The organism is Klebsiella aerogenes KCTC 2190, assembly GCF_000215745.1.
In the GTDB taxonomy this organism is placed as follows: Bacteria; Pseudomonadota; Gammaproteobacteria; order Enterobacterales; family Enterobacteriaceae; genus Klebsiella; species Klebsiella aerogenes.
Genome location: NC_015663.1, coordinates 2,717,555 through 2,732,149 on the forward strand (window position 1 = coordinate 2,717,555; position 14,595 = coordinate 2,732,149).

14 protein-coding genes are annotated in these 14,595 nt (G+C 48.5%); 4 read left to right on the forward strand and 10 right to left on the reverse strand.

The features are described 5' to 3' along the window. The first annotated feature begins 2 nt into the window (after positions 1–2). From EAE_RS12900 to EAE_RS12915, 4 genes are read left to right on the forward strand one after another with little or no spacing between them, the layout of a single operon-like run. Complete coding sequence (locus tag EAE_RS12900) at positions 3–791, forward strand: outer membrane lipoprotein-sorting protein (protein ID WP_015704580.1); 789 nt, start codon at positions 3–5, stop codon at positions 789–791. Beyond that, on the forward strand, positions 788–2,176 hold the full coding sequence (locus EAE_RS12905; protein WP_032707543.1) for a hypothetical protein: 1,389 nt from the start codon (positions 788–790) through the stop codon (positions 2,174–2,176). The genes EAE_RS12900 and EAE_RS12905 overlap by 4 nt, the downstream gene beginning before the upstream one ends. Before the next feature lie 13 nt (positions 2,177–2,189). Beyond that, on the forward strand, positions 2,190–3,119 hold the full coding sequence (locus tag EAE_RS12910; RefSeq protein ID WP_015704582.1) for an ACP S-malonyltransferase: 930 nt from the start codon (positions 2,190–2,192) through the stop codon (positions 3,117–3,119). A gap of 10 nt (positions 3,120–3,129) precedes the next feature. Beyond that, entirely contained in the window at positions 3,130–4,119 is a 990-nt protein-coding gene (locus EAE_RS12915; protein WP_015704583.1) for a hypothetical protein, read from the forward strand. A 51-nt stretch (positions 4,120–4,170) separates the two neighbouring features. Here the strand turns inward: EAE_RS12915 and EAE_RS12920 are convergent, their stop codons facing one another. From EAE_RS12920 to EAE_RS12965, 10 genes are all read right to left on the reverse strand, one after another. Continuing rightward, positions 4,171–4,497 carry a hypothetical protein gene (locus tag EAE_RS12920; RefSeq protein WP_015367964.1) on the reverse strand — a complete coding sequence of 109 codons (327 nt, stop codon included), beginning with the start codon at positions 4,495–4,497 and terminating at the stop codon, positions 4,171–4,173. A 263-nt stretch (positions 4,498–4,760) separates the two neighbouring features. Further along, positions 4,761–6,287 (reverse strand): MFS transporter, encoded by a 1,527-nt coding sequence (locus EAE_RS12925; RefSeq protein ID WP_223848490.1) that lies wholly within the window; start codon positions 6,285–6,287, stop codon positions 4,761–4,763. A 43-nt stretch (positions 6,288–6,330) separates the two neighbouring features. After that, positions 6,331–6,663 (reverse strand): hypothetical protein, encoded by a 333-nt coding sequence (locus EAE_RS12930; RefSeq protein WP_015367962.1) that lies wholly within the window; start codon positions 6,661–6,663, stop codon positions 6,331–6,333. Positions 6,664–6,923: 260 nt separating this feature from the next. After that, positions 6,924–7,811, reverse strand: a complete 888-nt coding sequence (gene cyoE / locus EAE_RS12935) for a heme o synthase (RefSeq protein WP_015367961.1) — start codon at positions 7,809–7,811, stop codon at positions 6,924–6,926. Positions 7,812–7,822: 11 nt separating this feature from the next. Beyond that, positions 7,823–8,152: a cytochrome o ubiquinol oxidase subunit IV gene (locus tag EAE_RS12940; protein ID WP_015704585.1), complete on the reverse strand. Its 330-nt coding sequence runs from the start codon at positions 8,150–8,152 to the stop codon at positions 7,823–7,825. Continuing rightward, complete coding sequence (locus tag EAE_RS12945; protein WP_015704586.1) at positions 8,152–8,763, reverse strand: cytochrome o ubiquinol oxidase subunit III; 612 nt, start codon at positions 8,761–8,763, stop codon at positions 8,152–8,154. Before EAE_RS12945 ends, EAE_RS12940 begins: the two co-directional genes overlap by 1 nt. Next, positions 8,753–10,744, reverse strand: a complete 1,992-nt coding sequence (gene cyoB, locus EAE_RS12950; RefSeq protein WP_015704587.1) for a cytochrome o ubiquinol oxidase subunit I — start codon at positions 10,742–10,744, stop codon at positions 8,753–8,755. The genes EAE_RS12945 and cyoB overlap by 11 nt, the downstream gene beginning before the upstream one ends. A gap of 19 nt (positions 10,745–10,763) precedes the next feature. Then, positions 10,764–11,708, reverse strand: coding sequence for a cytochrome o ubiquinol oxidase subunit II (gene cyoA / locus EAE_RS12955; RefSeq protein ID WP_015704588.1), 945 nt, complete (start codon positions 11,706–11,708; stop codon positions 10,764–10,766). Between the two features lie 480 nt (positions 11,709–12,188). After that, positions 12,189–13,664 (reverse strand): muropeptide MFS transporter AmpG, encoded by a 1,476-nt coding sequence (gene ampG / locus EAE_RS12960; protein ID WP_015367956.1) that lies wholly within the window; start codon positions 13,662–13,664, stop codon positions 12,189–12,191. Positions 13,665–13,708: 44 nt separating this feature from the next. Further along, on the reverse strand, positions 13,709–14,287 hold the full coding sequence (locus EAE_RS12965) for a lipoprotein (protein ID WP_015367955.1): 579 nt from the start codon (positions 14,285–14,287) through the stop codon (positions 13,709–13,711). Positions 14,288–14,595: the final 308 nt, after the last annotated feature.

The following is a 14,595-nucleotide window of genomic DNA, read 5'->3' on the forward strand; positions in this document are numbered from 1 at the left end:
GTATGAAAACCAGTGTATTGTATTTATTTATCATAGCTATATATTTGCATTCTGTCCCGGTGCAGGCTACGAGTAATAGCCTGCAAGCTCTGAATATAATTCGGAGAGCTGATGATGTTCGCTCACCAAATGAGCCTTTTCGCTATAACGTGACTGTACTTGAGTATAAAGAGGGTGGCAAAGTGCCTGAAAACATGCAGTCGCTAGATATATCGATGCGCTTTATTAAACCAGAAAACGGTTTGAAAGCTGATGCTCGTTCACTTATCCGTTTTACCTATCCTCCGCGAGATAAAGGCAAGATCATGTTATCTGATTGGTATGACTTATGGTTTTATACGCCAGAATTACGCAGGCCTATTCCTATTTCGCGCTCACAACGATTAATCGGTCAGATCTCTAATGGCGATGTTATAGTGACGAACTTCGAGTATGCTTATGATTCGACCCTGGAAGGGGAAGAGCCTTGTGGAGATAAAATTTGCTATCGACTGTCTCTCACTCGGAAATCTGAGGCCGTTACTTATCCTAAAGTGATTTACCTGGTGGAAAAAAATGCGGAATATCGGCCATTTAAAGCATCATATTATTCTCTTGATAATCAACTTCTCAAAAGTGTCTTGTATAAAAACTATCAGATAGTATTAGGGAAGAATCGTCCAACAGAGATTATTGTGCAGAATGCTCGCTATGAAAAAGGTTATTCTGTCATGAAGTATAGTGATGTTCGCCTTGAATCGTTGCCTGAATTCCACTTCACTAAAGAGTTTATTCAGCGAGGCGCGAAGTGAAGGGCCATCTGGGTACATTGCTATTTGCTTTGTCACTAACACCATTATGGGGAATGGCTAATTGTCTGTCAGGTGACCAAATACGCTCGAATGGCCAGATTATTTTGAACGCGCAGGCATCTTTTGCGCACAAAAGTGACTCCATTTGGCGCATCAATGGCGCTAATCCATACACGGCCGATAACGCGTATAATGATATTTCTATTAATCTTTCAAGCGCTTGTTCCTTCATTGAGGATGTGCTGGGATTAGATTTTTCATTATATAGTTTAGGATATTATGCGATAAAAGAAGTAGGATTATTCGAACAGGATGATCATCGCGCAAAAATATTAATTGATCGGCTCAAGATTAACTGGTCGTTGTCTGATAGCATAAGTTTTGAAGGTGGAAAAATAAATTCATTTCCAGGTGCCTTTCATTTAAAATCACCAGCATCACTGTTGACTTCCTATTATGCCGGATTTAAACCGACACGAATATACGATCCGAAGCTGGAGTCCGCCTATAGCGAGTCGTATTGGGGGGGGCGGTTAGCCAAAGAATTTCGTGATTATGCATTCTCGCTTACTGTTATACCCAAATTAGCAAGTATCGATAAATATTATGAATCATCCAGTAACTGGACAGCCAATCAAAGGGCTAACAGCAGTGAATACTATTTATTAAGTTATACCGATTATCGGCTTGTTAACCATCGGCTAGCAGCGAATATAATGCTTGGCGACTCTCCTTCATTGGCACTATCTGATGGCTATAATTTAACTCCTCAGTTTGTTGTCAACGTAGAAGCGGCTTTGCACAAAACGCAACAGTGGCGTCACTTTTCTGTTGAAAAACGGAACGAGGTGCTTTCTGGGCTATATCCTTCATCGCTATATGCGCAGAATGACAAAAAAGGTTATGAATTAGCCGTTGGTGGGCAATACACCACTGACTTTTTTAGTGTGTTTGGCATTGAGTACTACTATCAAAGCGAAGGCTACTCAAAATCGGCATGGCGAGAGCAGGCTGATTTTATTAGGCTATTAAGTAAAAAAACCGGTTATTCCAGCTTAGACCAAGTATTAGATGATTATAAGTATCTGATGGGTTCAGAAATAAGTAATACAGGAAATAAAGGTATGCTGCAGGGGCGGCATTACATTACTTCATGGTTAAGTTTACAGAGTATAGATCATTCAACTTTTCAGCCTTATTTAGTGGTGAACTTAGTCGATGGTAGCTCCTTAATCGGGGCCCATTTTGTCCAGCCATTAAAAGGGGTGAGCGAACAGGCTGAGACTTATACGGGGTTGTATAGCGCATTAGGTAGTCGTGATTCTGAGTTCGCACTTTTTGGCGAGACTCTCGGAGTTTACGTTGGATTTAAATATTATTTATAAGGATATTTTTTCTATGATAAAGCTATCAGACCAGCCAACGGTGCTTATTTTTGCCGGTCAGGGAAATCCTGCCGTCGGAATGGGAGCTGATTTATGGGATTTGAATACAACGACGAGACAAATCTGGGACTGCGCCAGCGATGTGACAGGGTTAGATCTTCGTCGGTTGTGTCAGAAGGGACCGATGAATCGTCTGGTGAAAACGACGACGCAGCAGTCGGCGGTGACAGCTATCAATATCACTCTCTATAGTTTGTATGCCGAGCGATTCGCTGACGCTAACGTTGTTGGTTCGTGCGGCCATAGCGTTGGTGAATATAGCGCACTTTATGCGGCCGGCGCCTTAACGCTGGAAAATGTGTTCAAGCTAATATTGGCGCGCTCTACTATCATGGGCGATTTAAGCAATATTCATAAAGGCGCGATGCTAGCCGTGAGAGGTGCCGATTTTCAAACGGTAAGTCAGTTGATTATCGACTCCGGAAGCCCGGTCGTGGTGAGTTGTGATAATAGTCCCTCTCAGCAGGTGATTGGCGGTACGCTACCAGATTTAAGTGAATTCTCTGGGGTTCTGATGGGGGCTGGTCTGGATGCTGTCAAGCTAGGTGTTAGCGGAGCCTGGCATACGCCTCTTATGTCTGAGGGGATTCAGCCCATGCGGGATGTGCTCAAGACGGTGGAGATTGTACGGCCAAATTATCCTGTACTGATGAATGTCACTGGACGGGAAGAATATAATCCGGAGAAAATTAAAGAGAACTTATCTTTGCATTTGACCCATAGAGTACGGTGGAGCGCATCGATAGCCGCCTTTTTACAACATATCCCCTCCGTCAGGTTTGTTGAAATCAGTAACAAGGTGTATCTTGGGCATCTGCTAAATGATTTCGACGGTTTCTCTGTAGAATATTTTACACATTGTCGAAAAATGTTGGCGGCGTAACGAGGGTATCATGATTCCGGATTATTTAACGTTTATTCGTCGTCAGGATCGGTCGCTTTTACCGTATTTGTACTTTCTTACTACATTACTAATTGCATTTTACGTCAAAAACAGAGGGTATCTGTTAACCGTAGAGGATGCCTTTCCAGTAAGTGCCATCTTTTCGTTAACTATGTTCAGCTTTGTTTATGAGTTAAAGGGATATTGGGCATATAAATATGCGATAAGGAATATCAATTTTTCTTGGTTGCAGGGGAAAAGCTATTCGCGATTTGAGATAATACTGTGGCAGCCGCTTGTCGCTACAACGTGCTGTTTACTGAGTTGCTATCTGGTTGTTACAGGATTTCTACTCTTTTTTTCAACCATTGTAGCCATGTTCTGTATTGCTATTTTTGTGCCAATGATAATCTATATAATGTGTTGGATGGCGAGAAATTGTTACGTCAAGCAGTTGCAGCAGGCAACTATCTATACGCTTAAATATCGTAATCTCCATCACTATACCTGCTTGAACGTTACCGTGACTGTCTTGACCAGTTTTGCGGTTATCAGTCCGCTGATTGCAGATGATGATTTTTCCTTAGCCGATGGTTTTTTTTCACCTCGCTTGATGGTGGCTATGCTGATCCTATGTTCATTAATCCTGCTGGTTAATCTGTCTTTCGCTCACCCTTCCAGGCGTTATACCTTTTTAGGTAGACTTTTGCAAAAAGAGTTTGATGTAAACCTTGTCAATACGATGATACTTCCTGGGATAAATAGCAAACCTTTGTGGCTTAGATTGGTTATTTTCTTCACCCTTCAGGTTTTCTGGATTGTGACTGTTAGTCTGTTGTTGAAACTTTTAGGGTGGGAAATATATTTTTATGCATATTTTATTTTATGTATGATACCTGCGATAGGATACTTTTACTTGCATGTCTATTGGAAGTGGCATGAAGATTACATGACTGCCTGTGATATGTATCTCAGATGTGGTGAAAATAATAAAAATTAGAAATTGAAAGGAAAATAAGGCCAGTCAGAATGCTGACTGGCCTTATTCTATTTAGCTTTGCAGGGCATCAACAACGCCGCCCCAATCAGTCGCAGCATTATAAACAAAATTAGACCAAACCCCAGATTCGGCATACAGCAGGGAGTTGATATGGTCGGTCAGAATGCTTCCCAGGCTGGATGGCGAACCACCAAGAATATTGGAAACCAGGTCAATCGTGGTTTCCAGAGCGGAGGAGGCCAGAATCATACCAGCATTAATACCCGCAGCAACCAGACCCAGTGCAGATTGAATCGTGAAATCAACCAAAGCACAAGGCAGGTCGATAATACCTGCACCAGAGATATATTCCATTTCGTTTGCGGTTAATTCTTTCATTTTAAATTCCATCCTAGATTAATGAATTGTTAATGATGTACCTTTGCACACCGGGCAATATACTAATCAGAGGGTTTTTTATATAATAGTGAATATTTAAATGATCTATTAATTTTAATGTGAATTAAACTTCACAAACGACGCTTAGATAAGCGATGGGTATTATTTCGCAACTTCATATTTGAAAACAGAAGATACTCGAGAGTATCTTCTGTATGAGCAATTGTTCGACTTATTGTTTAGAGGTCAGAAATTCAGGTCTATTATGAAGTTGCAATGATGGTCTGTTCAACCTCGGAGCGGTTGGTCACTTTGCTGTCAATTTTTATGTAGGCCGAACGTTCTTCAGCGACAATCATAACCTGCTCTATGCCTGGTTTCGACTGCAGACGGCGCTGTAGTTCATCATTAATGATGACATCATCCGGGATCTCAACACGAAGACTACTGACATAAGGCGGTTCACTCATGGTGCTGGCCACCAGTAGCCACAGCATCGCCAGTAGCGCACCCAGTAAAAACACGGTCTGCGAGTCAAAGAATCCATCTACCCAGCCGCCCAGGGCGCCACCGATGGCCACACCGATAAACTGGCTGGTAGAATAAATCCCCATTGCTGTGCCTTTGTAGCCTGCTGGAGACTCCTTACTGATTAACGAAGGCAATAACGCTTCCAGCAGATTGAAGGCGAGGAAGAATAGTTGAACACCAGCGACCAACTCCCAGAAATAGCCACCTGCTCCCCAGAGTACAATTTCCGCTATCAGTAGCAGAGCGACGCAGAACAGGAACACACGTTTCATCTTGCGCTTCACTTCCGCATAGATGATGAACGGCACCACGGCGATAAAGGAAATGACCATGGTCACCAGGTAAATTTTCCAGTGTTCGGCTGCCGGGAAACCTGCGGCCTCCAGTTGTCCAGGTAGCGCAACAAAAGTCGACATCAACATGATGTGCAGGCACATAATGCCGAAGTTCAGCTTGAGGAGTTTAGGTTCAGCAAGCACTTTGCTGAAACAGCCCTTTACCATGCCAGATTCACGGTTCAGTACATGATTGTGGCTATTTGGTACTACCCACAAAGTCAGCAAAATACCGAGGCTGGCCAGAATAGCGATCATCCAGAATAGCGCATGCAACCCTAACTGGTGAGTGACAATAGGGCCGAGCACCATAGCGATGGCAAAGGTCACGCCAAAACTGACGCCAATGAAGGCCATAGCCTTGGTGCGGTTCTGCTCACGGGTTAAATCGGAAAGGAGGGCCATGACCGCAGCGGCAATAGCACCAGAGCCCTGCAATGCGCGGCCAAGAATAATGCCCCAAATGGAGTCGGTCAGGGCAGCGATGATGCTGCCAATGACGAAGATTAGCAGTCCTCCGACAATTAGCGGTTTGCGGCCAATTCGGTCAGACAGTAGACCAAACGGGATCTGGAAGATAGCCTGAGCAAGCCCGTAAATGCCAATGGCCAAACCAATCAGCGCTTCACTGGCCCCCTGCAGCGCCATGCCATATGTGGTCAAAACGGGCAGGACCATAAACATGCCGAGCATGCGCAGTGAAAATACGGTCCCTAAACCCCAGGTTGCGCGCAGTTCTCCTGGCGTCATTTTGTTATCGTTCATTACCACCTCAATATAAAAACTGCGACTAGTGTAGTGGTGGGATAAGGACGCGTAAATAAATGTTTGTTTAGCAGATATTACGACTGTGTTGCGTAATAGAAGAAGGGATGAGAACCAGACGATAAAATGGTGAAGAGCTGAATAAATAATGTAAAACAACAGAAAGGGCAGCGTGAAAAATCTGCCCTTAATATAGCTCCGATTAGGAAGCGGCCTGCTCCAGGAAGCTATTCCAGTCGGTAGCGGCGTTGTTCACGAATGTGTTCCAGCTGTTACCAGCGGTAGAAACGAAGTTTGCCCAGTTCTCTTGACCTGTGCTAACGACGCTTTCCCAGTTTGCCTGACCAAGGAGGAACTTGCCAAACTCAATCGCGCTATCGCCAACGAAAGAGGCAAAAGCCAGACCGGAAGTCAGCGCAAATGAGGTAAACCCAGCCGCAGAATTAGCGACAAAGCTAGCGAAGCCAGTTGCAGCGCTCACCAGGTTAAAACCACCTGAGACAGATTCCATTTCGTTGAATGTTAGTTCTTTCATTGTTATTCCTTGCTGTTAAATCCATGTTTTCCGTAGGCGTTTGCCTACTGCACAAGGCTAGCACTATCTCCGCTAATGGCGCGAGATGGCTGACTGTTAGCGATGCTCAATTTTTTCTCAATTTTTAACTATTTAATGAATGAAGAAAATGAAGTGCAAGAGTGAGGGGAGGGCGGTATGAATGAAGTAATCCTATGTTGGCGTATAAAAAAAAGCCCCCGGCTAGCGGAGGCTCTTTTCATTTCACATTTAGCGTAATCTTATCTGACGTAAGCCAGCAGATTATGTGAATCCGGCACCATGAAGTCGACAGACATCATGACTGACAGCGCGGTGATAGCGACGATGGAAAAGACGAACAGCTTACGCGCCCAGACTTTATCATCCGCCACTTTATATCCGCGCAGCGCCATGCCAAGCCACCAGACGCTGACTGCGGCCGCTACGACCAGATATTTATATCCGGCGTACCCCCCCAGAGAAAGCATCAGCGTTGCCACGGCAAAGGCCACGATGTACAGCGTGATATGGTTTTTCGCGACTGAGATGCCTTTCACTACCGGCAGAACCGGAATATTCGCCGCCTGATAATCCTTGAAACGGAAGATCGCGATGGCGTAAGAGTGAGGCATCTGCCACAGGCTAAAGATCGCCAGCAGAATCGCCGCGCCGCTGTCAAAATCACCGGTAACTGCGCAGTAGCCAATCACCGGCGGCGCAGCGCCGGAGAGTGAGCCAATCAGCGTGCCGTAGACAGAGTGGCGTTTCATATACAGGCTATAGATGCCGACATAAACCACAAACCCCATCACGCCAAGCCAGCAGGCCAGCGGGTTAGCGCCGAACCACAGCAGCATGAAGCCAGCAATACCCAGCAAGGTGGCGTATACCAGCGATGATTCTGGCGAGATCAGCCCTTTGACCAGCACCCGGTTTTTCGTCCGTTCCATCTTACGATCGATATCACGGTCGATGTAGTTGTTGAAAACACAACCCGAGGCGACCACCAGGGATACTCCGAGGAGCGTCCAGACGAACAGCGGATAGTCGATGTGGCCTTTGGAGGCCAGCAGGAAACCGCCGATCACGGAGATCAGGTTGCCAAAAATGATGCCTGGTTTCGTTACTTGCAGGTATTGCTTAAACATACTCGCCGCTCTTAGTGCATCATCATGTTGTAGTTGAGGTTCCACATAATCCAGATGGAGCCGACAACAACGATAGCAATGATGATTACGGTGAAGATAAACGCGGTCAGGTTCCAACCTTCGTCAGATTTACTGTTCATGTGCAGGAAGTACACCAGGTGCACCAGAATCTGCACTACAGCCGTGACCAGGATGGTTCCCAGAATCGCTGCATGCGAGGCAGAGCCACTCATAACCATTGCAAACGGGATTGCCGTCAGAATGATCGACAGGATGAACCCTGTCATGTAGCTCTTCACGCTGCCGTGAGAAGCGCCGCTATGATCGGTAGAATGACTCATTACATCGCCCCCATCAGATAAACAACAGAGAACACGCAGATCCACACCACGTCCAGGAAGTGCCAGAACAGGCTCAGGCACATAATACGGGTACGGTTAGTGCTGGTCAGGCCGCGACGGGATACCTGAACCATCAATACCGCCATCCACAGCAGACCAGAGGTGACGTGCAGACCGTGGGTACCAACCAGCGCGAAGAACGCTGACAGGAAGCCGCTACGGTCCGGACCCATCCCTTCAACAATCAGGTGATGGAATTCATAGATTTCCATCCCAACGAACCCTGCACCGAAGAGGAAGGTCAGGGCGAGCCAGGAAACGACCTGGCTCTTGTTGTTCTTGTACATGGCGATAGCCGCCATGCCATAGGTGATGGAGCTGAATAACAGCAGTGCGGTTTCAACCAGAACGAACGGCAGTTCAAAGATATCTTTACCCGCCGGGCCGCCAGCCGTGCCGTTCACCAGAACGGCATAGGTTGCGAACAGCGTAGCGAAGATAATGCAGTCGCTCATCAGGTAGATCCAGAAACCGAAGACTTTCATCGGTCCTGTATCATGGTGCCCGTGTTCATGCGCGTGGGCATTGTGCGCAAGAGTATCAGTTGCCATTTTTCAGCCCTGCTTTGTTAATCTCATCGAAATGCTGATTTTCCAGTTTTTCGACTTCTGCAACCGGTACGTAGTAATCCACGTCCTCGTCAAAGCTCTTGATAATCCAGGTCACTACGATGCCGGCGAAACCAACAATCGCCATCCACCAGATATGCCAGATCATCGCGAAGCCAAACACCGTTGCGAATGCAGCAATGATGATGCCCGCGCCGCTGTTTTTCGGCATATGAATTTCTTCATAATGCGCAGGTTGCTTGTACGCTTCGCCTTTTTCTTTCATTTCCCAGAACGCATCACGCTCGTGAACGTTAGGAACGACAGCGAAGTTATAGAACGGCGGTGGAGAAGAGGTTGCCCACTCCAGAGTACGACCGCCCCATGGATCACCAGTCAGGTCACGGTTCTGATCGCGATCGCGGATAGAAACGTAGAACTGGATCAGCTGGCACAGGATACCGCAAGCAATCAGCGCCGCGCCGCATGCTGCAACCACCAGCATGGAGTGGAACTGCGGATCGATGTCCTGGCTCAGACGACGGGTCATGCCCATGAAGCCCAGCACGTACAGCGGCATAAATGCGACGAAGAAGCCGATGATCCAGAACCAGAATGCGCGTTTACCCCAGGTTTCGTTCAGGGTGAAACCAAAGGCTTTCGGCCACCAGTAGGTCAGGCCTGCGAAGCAACCGAATACCACGCCGCCGATGATGACGTTATGGAAGTGCGCAATCAGGAACAGACTGTTGTGCAGTACGAAGTCCGCACCCGGTACCGCCAGCAGAACACCGGTCATCCCACCAACGGAGAAGGTAACGATGAAGCCGATAGTCCACATCATCGCCGAGTTGAAGACGATGCGGCCCTGGTACATGGTGAACAGCCAGTTGAAGATCTTAACCCCGGTCGGGATTGCGATAATCATAGTGGTAATACCGAAGAAGGCGTTTACGTTCGCGCCGGCACCCATGGTGAAGAAGTGGTGCAGCCAAACGATGAACGACAGAACGGTAATACAGACGGTTGCCCACACCAGCGAGGTGTAACCAAACAGACGTTTACGCGAGAAGGTCGCTGCGACTTCGGAGAAGACCCCGAATACCGGCAGAACCAGAATGTACACTTCCGGGTGACCCCAGGCCCAAATCAGGTTGATGTACATCATCATGTTGCCACCCATATCGTTGGTAAAGAAATGGGTGCCCAGGTAGCGGTCCAGGGTCAGCAGCGCGACGGTGACGGTCAGAATTGGGAAGGAGGCGATAATCAGGATGTTGGCGCACAAAGATGCCCATGAGAATACCGGCATCTTGAACATGGTCATGCCAGGGGCACGCATCTTGATAATGGTCACAAAGAAGTTGATACCGGTCAGGGTAGTACCGATACCGGAGAGCTGCAGCGCCCAAATCCAGTAATCGACCCCTACGCCAGGACTGTACTCAATTCCCGAAAGCGGCGGATACGCCAGCCAACCGGTCTGTGCGAACTCACCGACGCCCAGAGACAGGTTAACCAGAATCACGCCCACAACCGTGAACCAGAAGCTCAGGTTGTTGAGGAACGGGAACGCAACGTCACGCGCGCCGAGCTGAAGCGGAACCACCAGGTTCATCAGGCCGATAACGAATGGCATTGCCACGAAGAAGATCATGATAACGCCGTGGGCGGTAAAGATCTGATCGTAGTGATGAGGTGGCAGGAATCCTGCTTCCCCGGCTGAGGCCAGCACCTGCTGGCTACGCATCATAACGGCGTCAGCAAAGCCACGCAGCAGCATGACGATTGCCACGATAACGTACATGATACCGAGACGTTTGTGGTCGACGGACGTCAGCCACTCGTTCCATAGGTAGGACCACTTACCGAAGTAAGTGATCGCTGCCAGTATCGCCAGTCCCCCGACGATGATTGCAGCAACCGTTACCACGATAATAGGTTCGTGGTAGGGCACTGCATCCAGTGTAAGTTTTCCGAACATCGTTTTCTTCCTCGGCCCCTTAGTGAGCGGTTTCCGCGTGGCTCATGTCCATGCCTTCCATCCCTTCGTGCGCAGCGTGCTCGCCTTCAGGTTTAGACATGTTCATGCTCTCGTGAGACATGAATTTGTTAACAACATCTTTGAACAAATCCGGTTTCACGTTAGAGAAGTATTCCACTTTGTTGTTTTCGCTAGGCACAGCCACTTTGTCGAATGCAGCCATGGAGTCCATGGAGTTCGGGGACTGTTTCGCTTTTGCTACCCACTGATCGAAGGTTGCACGATCCGGGGTGGCGATAGCCTTGAACTTCATACCAGAGAAGCCCGGGCCACTATAGCTTGCGGAGATACCGTCATAAGTGCCTGCTTCATCAGCGATGAGGTGCAGCTGAGTCTGCATCCCGGCCATCGCATAAATCTGGCTACCTAAGCGCGGAATAAAGAACGAGTTCATCACGGAGTTGGAAGTGACTTTAAAGTGTACCGGTACGTTCGCCGGGAAGGCGATTTCGTTGACGGTAGCGATACCCTGTTCCGGGTAAATAAAGAACCATTTCCAGTCCATCGATACAACTTCGATGGTGATTGCTTTCTCGTCGTGGACAAGCGGTTTGCTTGGCTCCAGAGCGTGAGTGGTTTTCCAGGTCAGAACGGCCAGGAACAAGATGATCAGAATAGGAACCGTCCAGACCACAGCTTCAACTTTGTTGGAGTGTGACCAGTTCGGGCTATACTTCGCATCTTTATTGCTCGCGCGATACTTCCAGGCAAATCCTACTGCCATTAAGACGGCGGGAATAACGACAATCATCATCAGGCCGAATGCCGTCAGAATCAAAGAGCGTTGCTCCAGTCCAATCTGTCCTTTTGGGTCAAGGAGCGCAGAATCACAACCACTGAGTAATACAGTACCTGCGATTAATGACATCCATCCCAAACTTTTATTGTATTTCCTGAGTCTCATTTAACGACCTCAATTCCACGGGATCTGGTGGCGTTTAAAGTGTACGGGCATTTTACGGTAAGGTTGCATTACTGTAAACACGATTGGATCTGTGTCAGTTCTGTGTTAGCGGGTTCTGCTTGGATTGTCACATATGTTACGGAATGTGACGTAATTGCTTGCAAAGCCTGATTTACGCTGGATCTATAACGAAAGGGATAAGAAAGGGAATGCTTATGGGTGTACGGGTATAAACATGGTTAAAATAACACAAATAATTAACAATTAATTATCAAATAAAAGACATAAAGAAAACGTTAAAATAAAGTAACGCTGCTGAATCGGTTAAATTAATTAAAGAAACGCGTAAAAATTGTCAATAATTTCCAGAAATCTAAAACGCACAAAACAACAAATCAGCTCCCAAGGAAAATAAAATCGCTAATAAGCCGTTATAATTACCTCGGGTAATTAAAACGGCTATTAACGGTTTGGCGAAAATTAAATCAGCTGCGTTTTGCGTAGCGCCATATAGTCCAGAATCGCGCCGAGCAAAATACCACCGATAGCGGTCAGCGCGGCGACTTCCAGCAGGCCAGGCAGGAAGGAGAAAGAGGTGTAATCCAGCGCGTTCATCGCCAACAGCAGCAGCCATATCGCCAGCATCAAGCAACCTACCGCCAGGATAAGCAGCGCCAGGGCGTAAGTCTGAGGGTATTGCGTGCGCGGCAAGAAGCTTTCCGTGCGTTGGGTATATTCCAGCGTACGGCGACACAGAAGCAGGAGCAAAATCCCCGGCACGGCGGCAACGACGGAGAAAAGATAAAACGTCGGCCAGCCGTTCGCTTCGACAAACCAGCCGGCAATCGGCCCAACGTAAACGCGACCCACCGCCGACAGCGCCGACAGTAGCGCAAACTGAGTGGCGGAAAACGACTTGTTACACAGCGTCATTAACAGCGCAACAAACGCCGCGGTGCCCATCCCGCCGCACAGGTTCTCAAAAAATACCGCCGCCGCCATCGAATAAAGGTGTTTATCGGTGACCGAGAGGATCCAGTATCCGGCGTTGGAGGCCCCCTGCAGCAAGCCAAAGATCAGCAGGGCGCGGAACAGCGTCAGGCGCTGCATCAGCACGCCGCCGTAGAGTGCGCCGACAATGGTGGCGAACAGGCCCAACGTTTTATTCACCATTCCGACTTCGCCGGCATCAAAACCGACGCCGCGAATAAGGAAAGTGGTGGTCAGGCTCATGGCGAAGGCATCGCCGAGCTTATAAAGGACAATTAACAGCAGAATAAGCCAGGCGTTGTTGCGACCGAAGAAATCGCGCAACGGCGCGGCGACGGCCTGCTCAAGCGATTTAGGCACCGGAATGACGTCGCTGGGCTCCGGCGCCAGCAGCGTGGCGATAATACAAGGAATAAGCAGCGCGGCCATCAGCCAGTACATACCTTGCCAGCCCAGCCAACGGTCGGCCAACCAGAGCGCTAACCCTCCGGAAACCAGCATTCCCAAACGATAACCGAGCACGCTTATCGCCGCACCGGCGCCGCGCTCTTCCGCCGGGAGGACGTCGGTTTTCCAGGCGTCAAAGACGATATCCTGCGATGCGGAGCAAAAAGCAATAACCACAGCCAACGCCGCCATCCAGCGCAACTGCGTTGCGGGTTCAAGAAAGCCCATCGCGGCGATGGCGATAAGCAGCGCAAGCTGAGTCGTCAGCAGCCAGCCGCGGCGGCGGCCTAAAAACGGCGGCGTGTAGCGGTCCATTAATGGCGACCACAAAAACTTAAATACGTAGGCCTGACCGACGAGAGAAAAGAAGCCGATAGTTTTTAAATCGATATTTTCAACGGTCATCCACGCTTGCAGCGTGCCGGAGGTCAGCGCGAGAGGTAAACCAGAAGCAAAGCCAAGGATCAGCAAAATAGCTGATTTGGGCTGCTGAAAAATACGCAAGTAGTGATTGGACATGGCATATAGAGCAGACCCGGTATGATACCGGGTCTGCTATTTTATTAACGAGCGTTTTGTTTGATGAAGTCGTGAATGCTGGTGTCCTGCGCCATGTCGGCGATGGTATCGGTCAGCACGCTATTAACCGCGTTCGCAATGTTCTCGTTGGAAGCCTGGAAAGCGCCCTCAACGGAGTAGCTGGCGCGATAGTTTTTGGTCATCTTGGTGCCGTTAGCGGCGGTCGCGATGATGGCGATATCCGCTTTAGTGGCGATGTTGTAACGCACGTTGCCCTGCGAGACGTCAGCATACAGTTTGTTAACAATGATCTGCAGGTCGACGGCGCCGTTCGGGCCAATCATGTAGCCGCGCGACGTCATTTGCTTCTCAAGCACTTCCTGCAACAGGAAGCGCAGATCGCGAGAGGCGGTCAGCGTAACCAGCTGGTTGTTACGGGTGACCTTCGCCAGCGCCTGATCGGTACGCTGGTCTGCGCCGTTGATGCTGACGGTAACGCCCATCAGGCTCGGATCCTGCTGCGGCAGGGTGATTTTCGGCGATACTTCAATGGTCGTCGGCGGGGTGGCGCATCCTGCGAGTACAAACATCGCGACCAACGGGAATAGAATTTTCTTCAGCATGTTCAGGGTCTCAACGCACGGTGTTGTTATACCCGTCATAATTCAGGTTTCAGACGCCGCGGGGAATCGCGGGCGCTTTTTTCTGCAACTCGAAGTAGTTAGGGTGTTTAAGGAAAATTCCCGCCATCATAACATCGCCAACGGTGAGGGGAAGTGGCTACGAGTGGAAAATCATCGTGTTGTGCGTTTTATGACCTCGTCCCATTTCCGGTGGCGATTTAGCAGGGAGATTTAGCGTTCATCATCAGTAAACCTGATACTTTTGCGTGAAAATATCAGAGGAATGCTAATTTTTTGTTGTTTTCTGC

Coding starts and splice junctions, on each gene's coding strand:
- EAE_RS12945 (WP_015704586.1), bottom strand. CDS start 8,763: ATGGCAACTGATACTCTTGCGCACAATGCCCACGCGCATGAACACGGG.
- ampG (WP_015367956.1), bottom strand. CDS start 13,664: ATGTCCAATCACTACTTGCGTATTTTTCAGCAGCCCAAATCAGCTATT.
- EAE_RS12930 (WP_015367962.1), bottom strand. CDS start 6,663: ATGAAAGAACTAACATTCAACGAAATGGAATCTGTCTCAGGTGGTTTT.
- cyoE (WP_015367961.1), bottom strand. CDS start 7,811: ATGTTTAAGCAATACCTGCAAGTAACGAAACCAGGCATCATTTTTGGC.
- EAE_RS12915 (WP_015704583.1), top strand. CDS start 3,130: ATGATTCCGGATTATTTAACGTTTATTCGTCGTCAGGATCGGTCGCTT.
- EAE_RS12940 (WP_015704585.1), bottom strand. CDS start 8,152: ATGAGTCATTCTACCGATCATAGCGGCGCTTCTCACGGCAGCGTGAAG.
- EAE_RS12920 (WP_015367964.1), bottom strand. CDS start 4,497: ATGAAAGAATTAACCGCAAACGAAATGGAATATATCTCTGGTGCAGGT.
- cyoB (WP_015704587.1), bottom strand. CDS start 10,744: ATGTTCGGAAAACTTACACTGGATGCAGTGCCCTACCACGAACCTATT.
- EAE_RS12900 (WP_015704580.1), top strand. CDS start 3: ATGAAAACCAGTGTATTGTATTTATTTATCATAGCTATATATTTGCAT.
- cyoA (WP_015704588.1), bottom strand. CDS start 11,708: ATGAGACTCAGGAAATACAATAAAAGTTTGGGATGGATGTCATTAATC.
- EAE_RS12910 (WP_015704582.1), top strand. CDS start 2,190: ATGATAAAGCTATCAGACCAGCCAACGGTGCTTATTTTTGCCGGTCAG.
- EAE_RS12965 (WP_015367955.1), bottom strand. CDS start 14,287: ATGCTGAAGAAAATTCTATTCCCGTTGGTCGCGATGTTTGTACTCGCA.